The organism is Amycolatopsis umgeniensis, assembly GCF_014205155.1.
Taxonomy (GTDB): Bacteria; Actinomycetota; Actinomycetes; order Mycobacteriales; family Pseudonocardiaceae; genus Amycolatopsis; species Amycolatopsis umgeniensis.
On record NZ_JACHMX010000001.1, the window covers coordinates 7530180 to 7549873 of the forward strand.

16 protein-coding genes are annotated in these 19694 nt (G+C 70.2%); 5 read left to right on the forward strand and 11 right to left on the reverse strand.

Annotated features, from left to right (window positions below):
• Nucleotides 1–91: 91 nt before the first annotated feature.
• The 5 genes from HDA45_RS35125 to HDA45_RS35145 are packed head-to-tail and all read right to left on the reverse strand — an operon-like array spanning nt 92 to nt 8184.
• Nucleotides 92–1705 carry an allophanate hydrolase gene (locus tag HDA45_RS35125; protein ID WP_184902736.1) on the reverse strand — a complete coding sequence of 538 codons (1614 nt, stop codon included), beginning with the start codon at nt 1703–1705 and terminating at the stop codon, nt 92–94.
• Nucleotides 1702–5268, reverse strand: coding sequence for an urea carboxylase (uca, locus tag HDA45_RS35130; RefSeq protein ID WP_184902738.1), 3567 nt, complete (start codon nt 5266–5268; stop codon nt 1702–1704). The genes HDA45_RS35125 and uca overlap by 4 nt, the downstream gene beginning before the upstream one ends.
• Nucleotides 5265–5876 (reverse strand): urea amidolyase associated protein UAAP2, encoded by a 612-nt coding sequence (locus HDA45_RS35135; protein ID WP_184902740.1) that lies wholly within the window; start codon nt 5874–5876, stop codon nt 5265–5267. Before HDA45_RS35135 ends, uca begins: the two co-directional genes overlap by 4 nt.
• Nucleotides 5873–6706, reverse strand: a complete 834-nt coding sequence (locus tag HDA45_RS35140; protein WP_184902742.1) for an urea amidolyase associated protein UAAP1 — start codon at nt 6704–6706, stop codon at nt 5873–5875. Before HDA45_RS35140 ends, HDA45_RS35135 begins: the two co-directional genes overlap by 4 nt.
• A gap of 11 nt (nt 6707–6717) precedes the next feature.
• Complete coding sequence (locus HDA45_RS35145; RefSeq protein WP_184902744.1) at nt 6718–8184, reverse strand: amino acid permease; 1467 nt, start codon at nt 8182–8184, stop codon at nt 6718–6720.
• 178 nt (nt 8185–8362) lie between these two features.
• Here HDA45_RS35145 and HDA45_RS35150 point away from each other — a divergent pair, with 178 nt between their 5' ends.
• A complete protein-coding gene (locus HDA45_RS35150; protein ID WP_184902746.1) occupies nt 8363–9019 on the forward strand; it encodes a TetR/AcrR family transcriptional regulator in 657 nt (218 codons plus the stop codon).
• Between the two features lie 161 nt (nt 9020–9180).
• Here HDA45_RS35150 and HDA45_RS35155 read toward each other — a convergent pair whose 3' ends face one another.
• The 3 genes from HDA45_RS35155 to HDA45_RS35165 form a co-directional block, all read right to left on the reverse strand.
• Nucleotides 9181–10410 carry a ribonuclease D gene (locus HDA45_RS35155; RefSeq protein WP_246480892.1) on the reverse strand — a complete coding sequence of 410 codons (1230 nt, stop codon included), beginning with the start codon at nt 10408–10410 and terminating at the stop codon, nt 9181–9183.
• A gap of 107 nt (nt 10411–10517) precedes the next feature.
• Nucleotides 10518–11234: a response regulator transcription factor gene (locus HDA45_RS35160; protein WP_034318331.1), complete on the reverse strand. Its 717-nt coding sequence runs from the start codon at nt 11232–11234 to the stop codon at nt 10518–10520.
• A 963-nt stretch (nt 11235–12197) separates the two neighbouring features.
• Nucleotides 12198–12761 (reverse strand): DUF3000 domain-containing protein, encoded by a 564-nt coding sequence (locus tag HDA45_RS35165; RefSeq protein ID WP_026467904.1) that lies wholly within the window; start codon nt 12759–12761, stop codon nt 12198–12200.
• An 88-nt stretch (nt 12762–12849) separates the two neighbouring features.
• On the opposite strand from HDA45_RS35165, the gene hemE reads away from it, so the two are divergent.
• The 4 genes from hemE to HDA45_RS35185 are packed head-to-tail and all read left to right on the forward strand — an operon-like array spanning nt 12850 to nt 17375.
• Nucleotides 12850–13923 carry a uroporphyrinogen decarboxylase gene (gene hemE, locus HDA45_RS35170; protein WP_184902750.1) on the forward strand — a complete coding sequence of 358 codons (1074 nt, stop codon included), beginning with the start codon at nt 12850–12852 and terminating at the stop codon, nt 13921–13923.
• Nucleotides 13920–15299 carry a protoporphyrinogen oxidase gene (hemG, locus tag HDA45_RS35175; RefSeq protein ID WP_184902753.1) on the forward strand — a complete coding sequence of 460 codons (1380 nt, stop codon included), beginning with the start codon at nt 13920–13922 and terminating at the stop codon, nt 15297–15299. Before hemE ends, hemG begins: the two co-directional genes overlap by 4 nt.
• 25 nt (nt 15300–15324) lie before the next feature.
• On the forward strand, nt 15325–16017 hold the full coding sequence (gene hemQ, locus HDA45_RS35180; RefSeq protein WP_184902754.1) for a hydrogen peroxide-dependent heme synthase: 693 nt from the start codon (nt 15325–15327) through the stop codon (nt 16015–16017).
• 11 nt (nt 16018–16028) lie between these two features.
• Nucleotides 16029–17375, forward strand: coding sequence for a CoA transferase (locus HDA45_RS35185; protein WP_184906355.1), 1347 nt, complete (start codon nt 16029–16031; stop codon nt 17373–17375).
• Between the two features lie 170 nt (nt 17376–17545).
• On the opposite strand, the gene HDA45_RS35190 is transcribed toward HDA45_RS35185, so the two are convergent.
• From HDA45_RS35190 to HDA45_RS35200, 3 genes are read right to left on the reverse strand one after another with little or no spacing between them, the layout of a single operon-like run.
• The gene (locus HDA45_RS35190) at nt 17546–17890 is read right to left on the reverse strand and encodes an SCO6045 C-terminal-like domain-containing protein (RefSeq protein WP_184902756.1); all 345 of its coding nucleotides are present in this window, start codon (nt 17888–17890) and stop codon (nt 17546–17548) included.
• A complete protein-coding gene (locus HDA45_RS35195) occupies nt 17887–18699 on the reverse strand; it encodes a multinuclear nonheme iron-dependent oxidase (protein WP_184902758.1) in 813 nt (270 codons plus the stop codon). The genes HDA45_RS35190 and HDA45_RS35195 overlap by 4 nt, the downstream gene beginning before the upstream one ends.
• On the reverse strand, nt 18692–19636 hold the full coding sequence (locus HDA45_RS35200; RefSeq protein WP_184902760.1) for a TIGR04222 domain-containing membrane protein: 945 nt from the start codon (nt 19634–19636) through the stop codon (nt 18692–18694). Before HDA45_RS35200 ends, HDA45_RS35195 begins: the two co-directional genes overlap by 8 nt.
• Nucleotides 19637–19694 lie beyond the last annotated feature (58 nt).

Here is a 19694-nt window from a genome sequence, read left to right on the forward strand (position 1 = left end):
TTTGTGAGCTTCTTCCCAGATTGGCGGAAACTGACAACCTTGCGAGTGGTAGGGACTGTTCCAACCGTCCCTACCACTCACGAGACGTGCCTCAGCGGCTCAGATACCCCACCCACCCGCCGTGGCGCGTGATGTCCTCCGCTCCCTCCACGGCCATGGGTTCACAGACGAACCCGGACACCTCGCTCCCGTCGGCCAATCGCACTTTCCCGATCGCCAGCGGTGCGGGAATGCCGGCGACGAACTCGCCGAACCCCGCGAGGGGGAGGTCCCAGACCTCGGCCTCGATCGCCTCGCCACCCGAGGCGACCCGGACGAGACCGGGTTTGGGCGGCACGGTGTCGAGCGCGTAGAACCGGTACTCGGCCGCCGTCGGCCCCGCCGAGACGAACCGTCCGCCGCGCGACGTCAGTTCGTGGTTCAGCGGCTGCCCGCGCAGATGGGCGCCGACGACGGCGATCCGGGTCCGCCGCGGCACCAGGCGGGCGACGTCGGCGAGGATCCGGTCGGCGTACGCGGCGCCGACCAGCATCACCCCGAACGGCAGCCCGCCGACGGTTCCGGCGGGCACCGCCAGCGACGACAGTCCCAGCAGGTTCGTCGAGTTCGTGAACCGGCCCAGCCGGGCGTTCACGCCCAGCGGGTCGGCTTCGACCTCGGCGATCGTCGGATGTTCCGTCGTCGTGGGCAGCAGAACGCAGTCCACAGTGGACAGCACTGTCGACGCTTCCCGCGAAAGGCCGTCGAGCGTCGCGAGGTCGGAGAACAACCGGTGCGCGGGAATGTCCTTGGCCGCGCCGATGATCTGCCGGACCGCCGGATCGACCACGTCCGGATGCGCGTCGATGAACTCGCCGACCGCCGAATACCGCTCAGCCACGAACGCGCCTTCGTACAGCAGACGCGCGGCGGCCAGGAACGCCGATATGTCGACAGTGACGAGTTCGGCTCCCGCCTCACGGAACTCGAGAGCCGCGGCGGCGAACGCTTCGGCCCAGCCGTCCTGAAGGGGGCCGACCTCGGAAGGCACGCCGATCCGGAAAGGACGGTGGACGACCGGGAGATCCTTGGGCTCGCTCAGACAGGCGAACGCCGCTGTCGCCTCGTCGACCGTCCGCGCGAACACGGTCACACAGTCGATGCTCGCGCACGCGGGTACGACACCGGTCGTCGGAAGCAGTCCCGGCGTCGGCTTCACCCCGACGATCCCGTTGTACGCCGCCGGGACCCGGCCGGATCCGGCGGTGTCGGTGCCCAGCGCGAGATCCGCGATCCCGAGCGCCACCGCCACCGCCGATCCCGAACTCGACCCGCCCGACACGTACGCCGGGTCGATCGCGTTCCGGACCGCGCCGTGCGGACTGCGCGTGCCGACCAGCCCGGTCGCGAACTGGTCCAGATTGGTCGTGCCCAGGATCAGCGCCCCGGCCGCGCGCAGCCGCGCCACCACCGGCGCGTCCTCGTCCGGCTGGTAGGCGTACTCGGGGCAGGCCGCCGTCGTCGACAGCCCGGCGACGTCGATATTGCCCTTGACCGCCGCGAGTTTCCCGTACAGCGGCAGGGATTCCCCCGCCGCGCGACGCGCCTCCAGCTCTTCCGCGTCGGCGAGCACGTCCGCCTCGGGACGCAGATCGATCCAGATCTCGGGCCGGTCGACCCGCGCGATCCGGTGGTACGCGGCGCGCACCCGCTCCAGCACGCTCATCCCGCGCTCCTTCCCAGTACCACCAGCGGCGTGCCGGGGGCGACCTGATCACCGGGGGAGACGAGCACTTCGACGACCTCCCCGCCGGTGGGCGCGGGGATCCGCGCCTCGGTCTTCATCGCTTCGAGGATCACCAGCGTCTCCGCCGAGCCGACCTTCTTACCGGGCTCGACGTCCACCCGCCACACGGTCGCGGCGAACGGCGCTTCGACGACATGGCCGCCGGGCGGGGCCTCGACCTTCGTGGTCGGGACCTTCGCTCCGACGGGTTCCGGCCGCGGATCGAATTCGCCCGCCGCCGCCCAAGCCCGCCGCTCCGCCTCGAACGCCGAGCTCTGCTTCGTCCGGAACTCGGCGATGTCGGCGGCGTTGTCGGCCAGGAAACGCTCGTGGTCGGCCAGCGCGAACTCGCCGTCGGTGATGTCGAGCTCCAGTTCGCCCGCCGAACTGGAAGCCCGCAGGTCCAGCAGTTCTTCGGCCGAGACGGGATACCACGAGATCCGGTCGAAGAACCGCAGCAACCAAGGCGAACCCGGCTCGAAGGACCCGCGTTGCCGCCAGCCGCTCCACACCTGCACGGTCCGCCCGACGAACTGGTAGCCGCCGGGGCCTTCCATCCCGTAGATGCACAGGTACGAACCGCCGATGCCGACCGAGTTCTCCGCGGTCCAGGTGCGCGCCGGGTTGTACTTCGTGGTGACCAGCCGGTGCCGCGGATCCAGCGGAGTGGCCACCGGCGCGCCGAGATAGACGTCGCCGAGGCCCAGCACGAGGTACTCCGCGTCGAACACCGTCCGGTAGACATCGTCCACACTGGACAGACCGTTGACCCGCCGGATGAACTCGATGTTCCACGGGCACCACGGCGCGTCGTCGCGCACCCCCGCCATGTACCGCTCGATCGCCTCGCGGGTCGCCGGATCGTCCCAGGACAGCGGCAGCCGCACGGTCCGGCTCGGCACCACGAGATCGCCGGTGCGCGGCAGATCGTGCTCCACCTCCTGGACGAGGCCGAGCAGTTTCGACACCGGCAGCACGTCCGGGTCGACGTGGACCTGCAGCGAGCGGATGCCCGGCGTCAGGTCGACGACACCGTCGAGGCCTTCCGCGCCCAGCCTGTCGGCCAGCGCGTGGACCCGCATCCGCAGGGCCAGGTCGAGTTTCATCGGCCCGTACTCGATGAGCAGGTTGTCGTCGCCGCTGCGCCGGTAGGTGACCCCGGGGTTCTCGTCCGAAGTGGACAGACGGCCGAAGATGCCGCCGTCGTCGATCGGCGTCCGGCTCGCCTTGACCGTCGTGGCGGGGGTCTCCCGGAGCGACATCGCGTGCTCGATGGTGATCGGCACGAACCGCACGGTGTCACCCGGCCGCAACTGGCCGAGTTTCCAGCGCTGCGGAGTCACCACGGTCGCCGGGCAGACGAAACCGCCCAGGCTCGGCCCGTCCGGGCCCAGCAGGATCGGCAGGTCGCCGGTGTAGTCGACGGCGCCGATCGCGTACGGCGTGTCATGGATGTTCGACGGGTGCAGCCCCGCCTCACCGCCGTCCTCCCGCGCCCACCGCGGCCGGGGCCCGACGAGCCGGACACCCGTGCGCGCGGAGTTGAAGTGCACTTCCCAGTCGGTCGCGTAGAACGTTTCGACGTCTTCCGGGGTGAAGAACTCCGGTGCCGCGTGCGGCCCCTCGGACGCGCCGATCTCCCAGTGCGTCACGAAGACCGGGCGGTCGGCTTCGGGGATGGCGCCGGTGACGGCGTTCTCCGGAACCGGCCCGGGGGTGAGGACGTCGCCGGTCGCCAGCGCGCGGCCGCCGTGCCCGCCGAAGCCGCCCAGGGTGAACGTCGCCGCGCTGCCCAGGAAGTCCGGCACGTCGATCCCGCCGCGGACGAGGACGTACGCGCGGAGCCCGGCGGTGCCGGTGCCGACGTCGAGCACGCCGCCCGCGGGGACCTCGACCGGCGTCCATTGAGGAACGCTTTCGCCGTCGAGTGTCACCGGAGACGGCGATCCCGTGACGCAAACGATTGCGTCGTCGGTGAACCTGAGCGCGACACCGTCCACAGTGCACTCGAGGCCGGGTGCGCCCTCGGGGTTGCCCAGCGCGCGGTTGCCCAGCCGGAGCGACAGATCGTCCATCGGCCCGTTCGGCGGGACGCCCACGTGCCAGAACCCCAGCCGTCCCGGCCAGTCCTGGACGGTGGTCATCGTGCCGCCGCGCAGGACCTCGATCCGCGGTTCGGGATCGGTGATCGCGTCGAGGGTCGCGGTGTCGTGCGTGACCTCACGCAGCCGAGGGTCGGCGGCGACCGCGCGCAGTTGCCCGAGGTTCGTGCGGACGCCGTCCACCCGGCTTTCCCCGAGCGCCGTGCCCAGCGCGGCCAGCGCGGCGGCCCGGTCCGCGCCGACGGTGATCACCTTGGCGAGCAAGGGGTCGTAATGCGTGGTGACCTTCGTGCCCGCCTCGACCCAGGTGTCGATCCGGACGTCGGCCGGGAAGTCGGCACGGGTCAGCAGACCCGCGCTCGGCCGGTGCCCGGCCGCCGGATCCTCGGCGTAGACCCGCGCTTCGACCGCGTGCCCGCGTGGCTCGGGTGCGGTGGCGAACATCCCGGTGTCGCCGTCGGCGAGCCGGAGCATCCACGCGACGAGATCGATGCGATAGACCGCCTCGGTGACCGGGTGCTCGACCTGCAGCCGCGTGTTCACTTCGAGGAACGCGGCCTCTTCCCGGTCCGGGTCGTAGATGAACTCGACCGTCCCCGCCGACCGGTAGCGCACCGACGCGCAGAGGTCGACGGCCGAGGAGACCAGTTTCTCCCGCACCGCGTCGGAAAGTCCCGGAGCGGGGCATTCTTCGAGCACCTTCTGATTGCGCCGCTGCAGGGTGCAGTCCCGGGTGCCCAGCGCCAGCACCTCACCCGTACCGTCGCCGAACACCTGGACCTCGACATGCCGCGCGCGGGTCACCAGGCGTTCCAGGAACACGCCCGACGTCGAGAAGCTCTTGGCCACGATGCTCCGCACCGCGTCCCAGGCATCCCGTAGCTCTCCGGCCGAAGCGCAGGCGCGCATGCCGATCCCGCCGCCACCACCGGTGGCCTTGAGCATCACCGGGTAGCCGATCTCGGCGGCCGCGGCTTCGGCGTCGGCGAGGGTGTCCAGCAGGCCCGTGCCCGGCAACAGCGGGACACCGGCGTCGACGGCCTTCGCCCGGGCGGTGTGTTTGCTGCCGAAGACTTCGAGATGATCCGCGGTGGGACCGGCGAACCGGATCCCCGCCGCTTCCGCGGCCCTCGCGAAGGCGGCGTCCTCGGACAGGAATCCGTAGCCGGGGTGGATGGCGTCCGCCCCGGTCTTCAAAGCGGCTTCGATGATCGCGTCGCCGAGGAGATAGCTCTCCCTGGCGGGCGCGGGGCCCAGTCGGATGGCCTCATCGGCGAGCCGTACGTGTGCTGCGGTGCGGTCCGCGTCGGAGTAGACCGCTACCGTCGCGATGCCCATCTCCTTGGCGGTCCGGATGATCCGGACCGCGATTTCCCCCCGGTTGGCGACGAGCAGTTTCACACGTCACCGCCGGTGACGATCATTCTGACCGGAGTCGGGTCGAATCCGTTGCACGGATTGTTGATCTGCGGGCAGTTCGAAACCAGGACCAGGACGTCGGTCTCGGCGCGCAGTTTCACTTCCATGCCGGGCGCGGAGATGCCGTCGACGATGCCGAGCGTGCCGTCCTGTTCGACAGGCACGTTCATGTACCAGTTGACGTTGCTGACCAGATCCCGTTTCGCGAGGCCCCACTTCGCGCCCTCGGTCAGGAAGTTCTCGACGCAGGCGTGCTGGTATCGCGTGTGCTGGCCGTAGCGGAGGCTGTTCGACTCCTTGCTGCAGGCGCCGCCGATCGTGTCGTGTCGTCCGCAGGTGTCCCCGACGACGGTGAGCAGCGGGGCGCCCTCGCCGGTGCGCAGCACGCTGCCGGTGGTGAGGAAGATGTTGCGCTGCGCGGAGATCGTCGCGGCCGCGCTGTAGCGCTTGGCCGTGTCGGCGGCGTCGTAGCAGAGGAAGTCGACGGCCTGGTTGCCGCCGAGATCGACGATCGCCAGCGTCTCGCCCTTGCGGAGCACCGTCGAATACGGCGCCCGCGCGGCGACCTCGGTGTCGGAAACGATCGTCATGCGATCCCCCTGGCGGTCAGGTAGTCGGCGGTGTTCTCGAAGGCACGCTGCGCTTCGGGTGACGCTGTCCATTCAGGACCGTCCGGTGTGGACGGTGCGCTTCGCTGGGCGAGGACGCGCAGCGGGGTGACCGTGTAGTCCGGACGCGGGTCGAGCGGATGCGCCACGTTGGCGATCAGGACGACGACCGGGAGTTCGGTGCGCAGGACCACGGATTTGCCGGGACCGGCCGAGCCGGTGAACGTCAGGCCGCCGTCCGTCTCCACGTGGATGCCCTGGAAGAAGGACAGGCTCGGGGGCAGATCGCGCGGGGTGAGGCCGTGCTTCGCCGCGGCCAGCGTGAACAGGGCGTTCCCCGAAGGTGACTCGCCCTGGGGGCTGCCGTCACCGTAGCGTTCGGTGTTTCCGTCCACAGTGGACGTTCCGCAGAGGGCGTCGTGCTTGCCGCTCTCGTCGGTGACGACGGTCGCGAGGACCCGCGCCTGATCCGACAGCAGCGCGATCGCCTCGCCGAGGTAGGCGTTCCACTGGACCTTCACCGTGTCCGCGACGTTCAGCCGCTCCCACGGCTGGTCGGCGTTGAACAGCAGCAGATGCGCGCAGGCGTCGCCCTCGAGGTCGGTCAGCCGCAGTTCGGTGCCGCGCGCGAGGACCTTGTGGGTGTAGCCGCCACCGGCGACCGTCTCGGCCCAGACCAGCTTCGCCGGGTCGATCCCGGCAGGCGGATCCGGCCAGGTGGACGCGGGGATGGCGGGCATCGTTTCGGTCACCGTGCCCGCTTGGGCGCGCGCGTGGTCGCGAGCGCCGTACGTGGTCGATGTCGTGCTCATGGAACCTTCCTTCAGGTCGCGGGGACGGGAACCGTGATGAGCGCGGAGCGACGGCGCCAGCAGAGATAGCCGGTGAGCAGCGCGGCGCCGACGAACTCGATCGGGAACAACAGGACCCAGACGGAACCGGTGCCCGCCAGGTCGTAGATCTCGGCTCGTGGCCAAGCGATGTTGACGATCATCATCGCGCCGTACCCTACTGCCGCGACGTTGACCGGAATAGCCCATCGTCCCAAGGAGAAATGGCCGGGCTCGGCGGTGAAACGGCCTTGACGACGCCGCAGCAGCAGTGGTCCGGTCACCAGGAGATAGGCGAGGTAGACCACGACCACCGAGGTGCCGGTGATGGTGCTGAAGATGGTCGGGTTCCCGAGGTTCAACAGCAGGAGCCCGATCGCGAGCGCCCCGGACAGGATCGCGGGCGCGATCGGGGTGCCGGTGCGGGGGTTGACCGCGGAAAGCCGTTTGGCGCCGGGGAGCGCGCCGTCGCGGGCCATCGCGTAGAACAGCCGGACGGTGCCGGTCTGGATGGTCAGGGTGCAGACGACGACCGCGATCGCGACGTCGGCGAGGAAGATCCGGCCGAGTGTGTCGCCGAAGACCGCCGTGATGACGTACGGCAGGCCCTTCCCGGCGAGTTGCCCGTCGGTCAGGCTCGGTGCCGCCATCAGTGCGGTGATGACGACGGCGAGCCCGCCGATCCCGGAGATCAGGAGCGCGCGGAGCACGGCGCGCGGAGCGATGCGCCTCGCGTCCTTGGTCTCCTCGGCGACCGAGGCCGCGGTGTCGAAGCCGTACAGTACGTACGCGGCCATCAGCGCCGAAGCGAGGACGCCGCCGGCTCCCGGGCTCTCACCCGCGGGCGCCAGTACGACCTGCGGGCCGCGCACGGCGAAGAGCGCGAGGCCGACGATCAGGACGAGGACGCCGACGAGCTCGGCCGCCACCCCGACATCGTTGATCCGCGCCATGAGCCGCACGCCGCCCGCGTTGATCGCGGTGGTGAAGACGATGAGCAGGGAGCCGAGCAGGGCGGCGTTGGTGGCGCCGGTCGGGGACGTGATGGCCGGATCGCCGCCGACGAGCTGGAAGCCGCTCCAGACCGAGGGGAGGACGACCTGCAACGCGATCGCCGCTCCGGCGAGCGCGACCACGCAGCCGACCAGCATCATCCAGCCTGCGAGCCACCCCGCGAATCCGGGGGAGAGGTGTTTCGCCCACTGGTAAACCGATCCGGCCAGCGGGAATCGGGCCGCGAGTTCGGCGAAGTTGAGCGCGACGAGCAATTGCCCGGTGATCACCAGCGGCCAGGTCCAGAAGAACAGGGTGTCGCCGAACGAATAGCCGAAGGCGAACAGCTGGAACACGGTGGTCAGGATCGAAACGAAGGAGAAACCGGCCGCGAAGGCGGAGAAACCGCCGAGCGTCCGGCGGAGTTCTTGGCGGTAACCGAAGGCTGAAAGGTCTTCGGAGGGCATTTTCGGGGGCTCCTGTCTGGAGGGCCGAATTTCGATCGGATGACCGAAATTAAGCGCATGCGGGATCCTTCCGATCTCCGCCGGGTAAGCGCGGTGTTAACAGATACCGGATTCGGTAACCTGGGCCGACCGCCGGACGTAACAAAGATCTTCGCGGAGAAATGGCAGGATCGGATAGATGACGAAAACGACCGGGGTGGGCAGGCCGAGAGCCAGCGGTGCGGCGGCGAGCAAACGAGAGGCACGGCTCGCGGTTTTGGACGCGGCTGGGGAGCTGTTCACCGGCGCCGGGTACGCGGCGACGACCACACGGGCCATCGCCGAACGTGCCGGCCTGCGCCAGGCCTCGCTCTACTACCACTTCCCGTCCAAAGAGGACATTCTCGCGGCGCTGCTGGAGGACACAGTCCGGCCGTCGCTGGACGTCGCGGGCGGGCTGTCCGCCCAGCTCGCGCCGGTCGGCACGCGGCTGTGGGCGCTGGCCTACGCGGACATCCACCTGCTCGGCAGCGCGCGGCACAACCTCGGCGCGCTGTACCTGCTGCCGGAGATCTCGTCGCCGCGGCTGGCGCGGTTCCGGGCCGAACGCGCGGAGCTCAAACGCGTCTACGGCTCCCTCGTCGCGGCGGCGGGAGTCCCCGGAGACCTCCTGGGCATCCGGACCGACCTCGTGTTCGGGCTCGTCGAGAGCATCGCGATCGTCCGGCGTGACCAGCCCGATCTGGACGTCGAAGCACACGCCGTCGAAGGGGCCGACAGCGTGCTGAGGCTGGCCAGTATCGGGGAACCGGACGCCGCGCTGCGCGAAGCCGCGCGGACGTTACTGGAGGACTGAAGCCGGCTCAGGCGGTTTCGTGTGATCAGACGGACGACACGCGGTGGAGCCTTGCCGTGTTCGTGTCGTCCATCCAATCACGGGTGTCGTCCGTCTGATCACGCGTGACGTCCATCCGGTCACGCGGAACGGGCCGGATCAGTACGGGTGAGGTGAGCCGATCAGGCGGCCGCGGTGGCGTGGAGCGCCTTGCTCAGCGCCGCCACGGTCAGCTCGATCTGCCACGGCCGGGCACCGGCGTCGCCGAGGACCTTGGCCACGGCGTCCTCGCTCAGGTCCACGGGCGGACGCCAGCAGGTGCGGCGTACGAGTTCCGGCAGGAGCAGGTTCTCCACCGGCAGCCGCCGGTCCTCCGCGATCGCGGCCAGCGCCGCGCGGGCGGCCGAGAGGCGGGCGGCGGCGTCGGGATCCTTGTCCGACCACCGGTTCACCGGCGGCGGGCCGTCGGTCTGCTGCGCCGGGGTGGGCAGCTCCTCGGCGGGGAGCGCGCGGGCGGCCTGCAGATGCCGCAACCAGCTCGCGGTGTACTTGCGCTGGACCCGGCCGCTGAACACCGGCAGCGCCTGCAGCTGCTCGACGGTCTTGGGATCCGCGGTGACGGCGTTGATGATCGCGGTGTCGGGCAGGATCCGGCTCGGCGCGCGGTCGCGTTTGCGGGCGAGCTCGTCGCGCGCCTGCCACAGTTCGCGCACCGCGGCGAGACCGCGAGCGCTCCGGATCTTGTGCACCCCGGACGTCCGGCGCCACGGCTCGGCCCGGGGAGCGGGCGGCGGCGCGGTGCGGACGGCTTCGAATTCCTGCTGAGCCCATTCGAGCTTGCCCTGAGCGGCCAAGTCGGCCTCGAGCTTCTCGCGCAGCTCGATGAGGAGCTCGACGTCGAGGGCGGCGTAGTTCAGCCAGTCGACGGGAAGCGGGCGCTTCGACCAGTCGGCGGCGCTGTGTCCCTTCTCCAGCTGGTAGCCGAGGAGGAGTTCGACGAGGGTGCCGAGGGCGACCCGTTCGTATCCGGCGAGCCGTCCGGCGAGTTCGGTGTCGAACAGGCTCTTCGGGTGCAGGTCGAGTTCGGCGAGGCACGGCAGGTCCTGTGAGGCCGCGTGCAACACCCATTCGGCGTTGTTGAGCACTTCCGCGAGGGGCTCGAGCTGCCCTTCGAGCGGAATGGGGTCGATGAGGAAGGAGCCGGCACCTTCGCGGCGCAGCTGGACCAGATAGGCCTTCGGCCAGTACCGGTAGCCGGACGCGCGTTCGGTGTCCACGGCGATGGCCCCGCTGCCGCCCGCGATCTTCACGCAGGCTTCGGCGAGGGCTGTCGCGTCGGCGATCACCGGTGGAGTGCCTTCGGCGGGCTCACGTAACAAGACGGCGGCACTGGTGTCATCAGTGCCGGTCATAGAGTCCGCCTGCGGTTCTCCGGGTCGGTCGCCTTCCATAGGTGAAGACCCTACGGGACGAGCGGGCCGCGCCTGGTCCGCCCGCCCCGCAGGGCAGTTCGCCTTTGTCAGCGGATCACGCCGGCACGCATGGCCAGCGCCACCATCTGAGCCCGGTCACCCGTGCCGAGCTTGCGCCCGATGCGGGAGAGGTGGGATTTCACCGTGAGAGCGGAGAGGCTGAGTTCCTCGCCGATCTCCTTGTTGCTCTGGCCGTCGGCGACGAGTTGCAGCACCTCGACCTCGCGCGCCGAAAGCTCGCGCGGGGTGTTGTCGGTGCCGGCGACTCGGGTGCCGGTGGCCAGGACCGGTGCGACGCTCGGGTCCGCGTAGACGCCGCCCTCGAGCACCCTGCGGACGCCGTCGGTCACTACGACCGGCGATGCCGACTTGAGCAGGTATGCCTGGGCGCCGGCCTGGAACGCCGACCTGACCGCGTACGGGTCGTCTGATGAAGCGAGCACCACTACTCGAGGCCAGCCATGGCTACGGAGTTCCGTAACCAGCTCGATGCCGCTGCCATCCGGCAGTCCGAGATCGAGGATCGCCAGGTCACAAGGCCCGGTGGCCTGTGCTCGCGCCCTCGCCTCGGCCACCGTGGCGGCCTCGTGGACGGTGCCCGCACCCATCTGTGCGAGTCTTGCTGAGATTGCCTCCCTCAACAGTGGGTGGTCATCGACCACCAACACGGAAAAAAGCTCTTCCCGCGGGTGCGGAACCATGCTCGCCGGCAATGAACCGGCTGGCGTGGATCGGACGGCCTGAGAAATGCCGACGGTAGCCACGTCACTACCTCCCTGGAGTCGGTCGTGCCCCCCGACCGGCACCGGGACTTTCGGCCGTTTAGCCGCGCCAGCTTTAGACCGAAAGTGGTGTCGTCGATGGCACTGTAGCCGCCCTGAGGCCTTCACGGGGGGATCGAATGGGTATCTATCTCAAACGAGCAGTTACTCAGGGAGTTCGTTGTAACACGATCGGGCTAGTACACAGCCGGTGGCTAACACATCGCCGAACGAACGCGATGCACTTCAGTTACCGGGGTCCAACCGACTGTGCAGATGGGCCGTGCACCTGCCGGTGCCTCTTCCCGGGAGCCTTGGAGGACAAGGTGTCGAGGGTCGGAAACCGCCTCCGGCATGGGGCTTGATCAACTTCGCGGAGGGTCATGATCGCTTCGCTCGGTGACCGCGATGGTAACGCTCCGGAGGCGTCTCGGGATGCTCCGGGGGTCGATTTCGGGTCACTTGATCTTGTTGCTGACGGTGACACTGTCGGTAGCACGAACGGGGTGGTCCAGACCTCTGAGTGGCCGCCTCCGCGCTGGTCGGAGCTGGTCTAGTCCAGATGGCCCTGTAGTGCCTCTCGAGGCCGTACGGGCGCCCTGAGAGCCTCGCGAATGGGGTAAGCGAAGGCGCTCTCGGTCGCTTCGCAGGGTCTTCGGTAGTACATGAAGGACCCCTTCATTGCGCTAGGCGCAATGAAGGGGTCCTTCATGTCCTTGGGTCGCCGATCCGGCGGGGGAGCAAGGGACCTTTAGTATCGCTAGCTTTCCTAGCGTCGCTAGCTGGCCGGAAATCGCAAAATAACCCGAATGCTATGTCTCGATTACCGGGAATCCGGCGTGTCGAGCGGCTCGGCGGGCCTCACGGGACGACGGCGACGTAGTGAAGGCCTCCTTCCCTACTTTCACGGTAGGGAAGGAGGCCTTCACGGACTTGCGAAGCGAAGCGCGCCGGACCGAGGGCGCGTCAGGAGGACTGGCGCTGCTCGAACAGCGTCACGCCGACCGGCGGCAGCCCGACGACGCTCGCCATCACCTGGCAGAAGGCCTGACCGTGCGGCCGCAGCGCGGCGTCGGTCGGCGTCCAGGACGCGCGCAGCTCCAGGTCGTCGGTGCGCGAGGGGCCGGAGATGTCGCCGAAGCGGGCCGACGACGTCTCGGTGACCGTGCCGCCCAGCGCCGTCCACTCCGCGCCGGAGCTCTCCAGCGCGTCGGTCAGCCACGACCAGCCGACGGCGGGCAGGAAGGGATCGGTCGCCAGCTCCCGGTCCAGTTCCGCGCGGACGTACATGACCAGCCGCAGGACCCCGTCCCAGCCTTCTTGGCCTTCCGGATCGTGCAGCAGCACCAGCCGCCCCGAGGCCAGCACGTCCGCGGGCCCCTCCACCTCGCAGCTCACCGCGTAGGACCACGGCGCCAAGCGCTGCGGCGGACGCATCGTTTCCAGCTGCACTTCGGGGCGGGGCCGGACCGATTGCAACGCCGCGACGGCTTCACGGAAGAGGTCGGGTACTGACGTCATCGCGGTCACTAACCGACTGTAAGACGCCGTAGTCCGGTTCGGGGCGCAGACGCGCCGAGAGTAAGGCCTCGGAGAGCTCATGGCACCATGAACCGTGATGTCTCCTTCAGTTGCTTCTCCCGCGCAGACCGTCCCCGCGGCCCGTCGTGCCCTGCCCGGTGCGCCGTTCCTGGCCGCCGCGCGCGGTGAACGCCCGGCCCACACCCCCGTGTGGTTCATGCGCCAGGCGGGCCGGTCGCTGCCCGAGTACCGGGCGCTGCGCGAGGGCACCTCGATGTTCGACGCGTGTTTCGACCCCGAGATGCTCGCCGAGATCACGCTCCAGCCGATCCGCCGTCACGGCGTCGACGCGGCCATCCTCTTCAGTGACATCGTCGTCCCGCTCAAGGCGGCGGGCCTCGACATCGACATCGTCGCGGGCACCGGCCCGGTCGTCGCCGAGCCGATTCGCGACGCCGCGGGCGTGCGCGCGCTGCCGGTCCTGGACCCGGAGCAGGTGGAGCGGGTCGCCGACGGTGTCCGGCTGCTGGTGGGATCGCTGGGCGAGACGCCGCTGATCGGTTTCGCCGGCGCGCCGTTCACCCTGGCCTCCTACCTCATCGAGGGCGGGCCGAGCCGCAACCACGAGCACACGAAGGCGCTCATGCACTCCGAGCCTCGGCTGTGGCACGAGCTGGCGGGGCGCCTGGCGGATATGGCGATCACCTTCCTGTCCGCGCAGCTCGACGCCGGGGCCGACGCGATCCAGCTGTTCGACTCGTGGGCGGGCGCGCTCTCGGAGCGGGACTACCGCGAGTTCGTCCTCCCGCATTCGGCGAAGGTGCTGTCGGCGGTGGCCGGATACGGCGTGCCGCGGATCCACTTCGGTGTCGGCACCGGCGAGCTGCTGGTCGCGATGCGCGACGCGGGCGCCGACGTGGTCGGCGTCGACTGGCGCCTCCCGCTCGACGAAGCCGTCCGGCGGCTCGGTGGCGGCGTCGTCCAGGGCAACCTCGACCCCGCGCTGCTGCACGCGTCCTGGCCGGTGCTCGAAGCGGAGGTCCGGCGGATCCACGCCGAGGGCCGCGCGGCCGACGGCCACATCTTCAACCTCGGCCACGGCGTGCTGCCCGGCGTCGACCCGGACGTCTTGACGCGTGTGGTCGGGCTGGTGCACGAGCTCCAGGTATGACCACCGTCGCAGTCGTCGGTGGCGGTATCTCCGGACTGACCGCGGCGTACCGCCTGCGGACGCTGCTCGGCGAAGACGCCCGGATCGTCGTCTTCGAAGCGACGGACTCCCTCGGCGGGAAACTCCGCACGATCGAACTCGCCGGTGAGCGCTACGACGTCGGCGCGGAGGCCTTCCTCGCCCGCCGTCCCGAGGCGCTCGCCCTCGTCCGCGAGGTCGGGCTGGGCGAGAGTCTCGTCCACCCCACCAAGGCCCGCGCGAAGATCCACGCCGGCGGATCCGTGCTCGGCCTGCCGCCGGGCACGGTCATGGGCGTCCCCGCCTCGGCCGACGCCGTCGCCGGTGTGCTGTCGGAGAAGGGCCGTGCCCTGGTCGAGGCCGAGGCGTCGCTGCCGTCGGTGGAACTTCCCGCCGAAGACGTGCCGCTCGGCCCGCTGCTGCGCGAGCGATTCGGCGACGAACTCGTGGATCGCCTCGTCGATCCGCTGCTCGGCGGGGTCTACGCCGGGGGAGCGGACGGGCTCGGGCTGCGCGCGACGATGCCCGGTCTCGCGTCCGCGGTGGACCGCGGCGCGCGTTCGCTCACCGAAGGCGCCGCCTCGCTCATGCCCGCGTCGCCGAGCACGGCGCCGGTTTTCGGGACCCTGCTGGGCGGGCTCGGCACGCTGATCCAGCGGCTCGCGGAGCTGTCGCGCGCCGAGATCCGGACCGGGACCACGGTGACGGCGCTCGAGCGCACCGCCACCGGCTGGAAGGTCGACGACCTCGAAACCGATTCCGTTCTCCTCGCCGTCCCGGCGCCTTCGGCACGACGGCTGCTGGACGGCGTCGCCGGAGTGGCGTCGTCGGCGTTCGCGGAGGTCGAGCTGGCGTCGATGGCGGTGATCGCGCTCGCGCTGCCGCCCGGCACCGAGCTGCCGGAGTCGTCCGGGGTGCTGATCGGGGCCGGTGAACGGGACGCGGCCGGGAAACCGTTCGCGGCCAAGGCGTTCACCTTCTCCGCGCGCAAGTGGGCGCAGTACGGCGACGGTCCGGTGCTGGTGCGCGGCTCGGTCGGCCGCTTCGGTGAACCGGGCGCGCTGCACGCCGACGACGACGAACTCGTCCGCGTGGTCCGCGACGATCTGGCCCGGCTGACCGGTGTCACCACGGCGCCGATCGAGACGCTGGTGACGCGATGGGGCGGCGGGCTCCCGCAGTACGGCACCGGTCACCTCGAACTCGTCGAGCGGATCGAACGCGCCGTCGCGCAGGTCCCGGGGCTCGCCGTGGCGGGTGCGACGCTGCACGGCGTCGGGCTCCCGGCCTGCATCGCCACCGCCGACGCGGCCGCCCGCCGCATCGCCGGGATCACACCGACCCACGAGGGCTCCTGAGCACCGGCAGTGCCAAGATGGCGGTATGGCGCGGCTGAACTACAACGAGCTCAATGACACCATCCGCTACACCGCCTGGTCGGTCTTCCGGGCCGAGCAGGGCAAGCTCGGCGAGGACCGCGAGAAGGCGACCGCGGAGACCACCGAGTACCTCGACGCGCTGGAGGCCAAGGGCGTCGTCGTCCGCGGTCTCTACGACCTTTCGGGGCTGCGGGCCGACGCCGACTACATGGTCTGGTGGCACGCCGAGGAGATCGAGCAGGTCCAGGCGGCGTACAGCGGTTTCCGGCACACCCCGCTCGGCCGCGCCTCGGTTCCGGTGTGGAGCCAGGTCGCGCTGCACCGCCCGGCGGAGTTCAACAAGAGCCACATCCCGGCGTTCCTCGCCGGTGAAGAGGCCCGCAAGTTCATCTGCGTCTATCCGTTCGTGCGCTCCTACGAGTGGTACCTGCTGCCGGACGACGAGCGCCGCAAGATGCTCGCCGACCACGGCAAGGAGGCCCGTGACTACCCGGACGTCCGCGCCAACACGGTCGCGTCGTTCGCGCTGGGCGACTACGAGTGGATCCTGGCCTTCGAGGCCGACGAACTGCACCGCATCGTCGACCTGATGCGCCACCTGCGCGGCACCGAGGCCCGCCTCCACGTGCGCGAGGAGATCCCGTTCTACACCGGGACCAAGGTGGAACCCGCCGAGCTGATCACCCTGCTGCCGTAGTGAACGCTTCAGTGGACTCCCGCGTCTGGACCACGCTCACCGGCGACACCCTCGCCGAAGACGCCGTCGAGGTGACCGGCCCCGAGTCCGTGCTGCCCGGGACCTTCCGGGTCGAGGAGGCGGCGACGACGAGTATCGCCGCCGCCACCCTGGCGGCCGGGGAACTGTTGCGGCTGCGGGGAATCGAGCCGGGCAAGGTCTCGGTCGACACCCGGCACGCGGCGGCGTCGTTCCACAGCGAGCAGTACATCCGGGTCGACGGGGAACCGGTGCCGTTCAGCGCGCCGCTGTCCGGCGACTACCGCGCGAACGACGGCTGGGTGCGGTTGCACTGCAACTACCCGCGCCACGTCGCCGCCGTGTGCTGGGGTCTCGGCGTGCCCGCGACCCGCGAGGCGTTCGAGAAGGTCGTGGCGGCCAAGTCGAAGTTCGAGGTCGAGTCGGCGGTGGTCGGCGCCGGCGGCGCGGCGGCCGTACTGCGCTCGCGCGAGGAATGGCTGGCGCACAAGCAAGGACAGGCGTCGTCCGCCTTGCCGATCGCGGAGATCCGGACACTCGGACCTTCGGACCCCGTGCGGCTGTTCGCATCGGACCGCCCGCTGGGCGGGGTGCGGATCCTCGACCTGACCCACGTCATCGCCGGACCGGTGGCGGGCCGCGTGCTCGCCGCGCACGGCGCCACCGTCATGCACATCGGATCGGACCGGTTGCCGACAGTGCCGCCGCTGGCCGTCGACACCGGGATGGGCAAGCTCTCGGCGTACGTCGACCTGGAGACCGAAGCCGGGCGCTCGCGGCTGCGCAAGCTGATCGCCCGCGCCGATGTCGTACTGCAGGGTTTCCGGCCGGGATCGCTGGTGGCCAAGGGTTTCTCGCCGGAGGCGCTCGCCGAGCTCAGGCCGGGGATCGTGGTCGCGGACCTGTCCGCCTACGGCTGGGAAGGTCCGTGGGCACGCAGGCGAGGATTCGACAGCCTGGTCCAGATGGCGTCGGGGATCGCCGACGAAGGCGGCAAGACCGCCGGGATCGACGGTCCCGGACCGCTTCCGGTGCAGGCGCTCGACCACGCGACCGGCTGGCTCACCGCGGCGGCGATCATGACGGCCGTCCGCCGGGCGGTCACCGAAGGCGGCAGCCAGCACGTCCGCACCTCGCTCGCCGGAACGGGCGAGTGGCTGAACTCGTTGGGCCGCAAGGAATCCGGACCTGCCGAATTCGACGGCTCCGAATGGCTGGAAGACGCGGACAGCCCGCTGGGCCTGCTCACCCGGGTCAAGATGGCGGGCACGCTGCCGGGCGCGAATCCCTTCTGGGTGGAGGGGACGCGCGTATCCGGAAGCGACCGGGCCGTCTGGTGATCCGCATTTAGAGGACTAAACGCGGTGGCCCTGCGGTGTCAGCGGCTGATGGGCTGAAAGACACGTTGCGAAAGCCACGTTCGCAACGTTGAAGGTTGCGAACGTGGCTTTCGCAACACCTGCCCTTGAGACCGACAGCGAGGGACACCACGAGCACCGCATTCAGAGGACTAACCGCGGTGTAGCCACCTCGCCAAACGCCCCTTCGGCTTCGGGACTTCACCGCGTTCCACGAGCCACCCGCCGAACGCGTCCGCGTAGGCCCGCGCGCGGATCGCGTCGGTCTTCGGGTGTGCCGTCCCGTACTCGCGGAACAGCGCGGCGAAGCGGTCGCCGAGGGTTTCGGCGAGGTCTGGCCGCAGGTACGCGGCCAGCCTGCTCTGCTTGTTCCGCAAGACGTTCGCTTCGATTCGGAGCCTGTCCGCGTCGAATCCCGCCGGGGCGTCGCCGTCGGCGAGGAGCGCCTTGAGCAGTTCGGCCTGCTGTCCGGCGAGCCGCTCGCGGGGCGAAGTCACGGCGAGACCGCTTCTCGCAGCGCGGCCAGTTCGGCGGCCAATTCGCTGTCAGGCGGGTAGTCGTCGTCGCGTTCCAACAGGACACCCGGCGGCGCCACCCGCTTCCGAAGCTCCCGCAGCAGGTCCAGCACCTCCGGGACCACCGGATGGGCATGCGTGTCGTGGTAGACGCCGTCGCGTTCGACACCGCCCGCCATATGCGTGTACGCCAGCCGCTCCCACGGGATCTCGTCGAGGAACCGTTCGGGATCGGTGCCGAGGTTGCGGGCGTTGGCGTACAGGTTGGCGACGTCGATGATCAGCAGGCAGCCCGTCCGGTCGGTGAGTTCTCGCAGGAACTCCGACTCGGTGAACTCCGCGTCCGGCCACTCCAGCACCGCCGCGATGTTCTCCAACGCGAACGGGACGTCCAAGATGGACTGGGTCAGTTCCACGTTGTCCACCAGGACGTCGAGCGCCTCCCGGGTGCGGGGGAGCGGCATCAGATGCCCGGAGTCGAGCCCGCCCGCGCGGACGAAGCACACGTGATCGCTGGCCATCGGCGCGCCGAGCTCGCGGGTGACCTCCGCGAGATGCTCGACGCGGGCGGTGTCCAGCGGCTCCGCCCCGCCCAGCGACAGCGAGACCGCATGCGGCAGGACCGGGATTCCCTTGTCGCGCAAGGCGATCAAGGTCTCGGGGAGATGATCGGCGTGCAGGTTCTCGGCGACGACCTCGACCCAGTCGACGCCGGGCAGCCGCGCGATCGACAGGTCCAGCTCGTGCCGCCAGCCGATGCCGATCCCGAGGTGGCCCGGACCGTCAGCCACCGCAACCCCCGCCTCCGCAGGAACTGCCACCGCCACCACCGCACGAACTCCCGCCGCCCGAGGAGCCGGTGCCGCAGGTGCTGCCGCCGGACGAACCACCGCCGCCGAACGCACTGGGCATGGGCGGCGGGATCAGCGCCGCGCTGAGCTCTTCGTCGGGGTAGAAGGCGAGCCCGCCGAGCGCGACCGCCGCGGCGGCACCGCCCAGCAGGGCGCCACCGGCCACACCGCCCACCGCGGGCGCGTTGGGGATTCCGCGCTTGCGCTCCCGCGCCAGGGCGCTGTTCGCGCTCCCGAGGATCCGGTTGCCTTCGCCGGTCGGGCGCGGTCCGGTCCGCTTGTTCTTGGCGGCCCGCGCGATCAGCGTCGCGATCCCGGCCGCGATCAGCAAGGGGATCAGGAAACCGACCGGGCGGTCGGCGGAGATCCCGGCGAACAGGCGCACCACGCCGAGGACGAGCACGGCGAGGTACAGGAAGAACACGACCCGGCGGATCCGCGGTGCCTGGTTGACGACGACGAGTCCCCGCGCCTCCAGATCCTTGCCGAGCGCCTGCATCGGCCCCGACATCCGCAGCCTGTCGCGAATGCCGCGGGTCGTGGCGTTGTGACCCGGCCTGGCGCCCTTGGCGACGGCCTTTTCGATCGGGTCGGCGGGCTCGGGTCCGGTCAGTTGGAGCTGCTTCGAGCTGCTGACCCGCAGCGTCCCGCGGTCGACCAACGCCGCGATGGCCGTGTCGACGACGCGGTCCGGGCCGCCGGCGAGATAGGCGAGCTCGTACACCGTCGGCTGCGGTCCGCTCACCGCGGCGCGCGGTGCCTTGCGGCCCAGTTTGACCGCTACCGTCCACAGGAGACCGAGGACCAGCGGGAACACCAGCAGGACGGCGTAGATCGCCAGGAAAGTGGGTCCGGGGATGCCCCAGGTGTCTTCCATCGCACGGGCCTTTCACGAGCAGGTGCACTTACCGTAGTCGGACGCTTTTCCGTCCGGT

What these genes read in the sequence shown, in the direction of transcription:
- hemG (WP_184902753.1), top strand. Translation starts at nt 13,920, where the DNA reads ATGACCACCGTCGCAGTCGTCGGTGGCGGTATCTCCGGACTGACCGCG.
- HDA45_RS35125 (WP_184902736.1), bottom strand. Translation starts at nt 1,705, where the DNA reads ATGAGCGTGCTGGAGCGGGTGCGCGCCGCGTACCACCGGATCGCGCGG.
- HDA45_RS35135 (WP_184902740.1), bottom strand. Translation starts at nt 5,876, where the DNA reads ATGACGATCGTTTCCGACACCGAGGTCGCCGCGCGGGCGCCGTATTCG.
- HDA45_RS35145 (WP_184902744.1), bottom strand. Translation starts at nt 8,184, where the DNA reads ATGCCCTCCGAAGACCTTTCAGCCTTCGGTTACCGCCAAGAACTCCGC.
- HDA45_RS35155 (WP_246480892.1), bottom strand. Translation starts at nt 10,410, where the DNA reads ATGACCGGCACTGATGACACCAGTGCCGCCGTCTTGTTACGTGAGCCC.
- HDA45_RS35150 (WP_184902746.1), top strand. Translation starts at nt 8,363, where the DNA reads ATGACGAAAACGACCGGGGTGGGCAGGCCGAGAGCCAGCGGTGCGGCG.
- hemE (WP_184902750.1), top strand. Translation starts at nt 12,850, where the DNA reads ATGTCTCCTTCAGTTGCTTCTCCCGCGCAGACCGTCCCCGCGGCCCGT.
- hemQ (WP_184902754.1), top strand. Translation starts at nt 15,325, where the DNA reads ATGGCGCGGCTGAACTACAACGAGCTCAATGACACCATCCGCTACACC.
- HDA45_RS35140 (WP_184902742.1), bottom strand. Translation starts at nt 6,706, where the DNA reads ATGAGCACGACATCGACCACGTACGGCGCTCGCGACCACGCGCGCGCC.
- HDA45_RS35200 (WP_184902760.1), bottom strand. Translation starts at nt 19,636, where the DNA reads ATGGAAGACACCTGGGGCATCCCCGGACCCACTTTCCTGGCGATCTAC.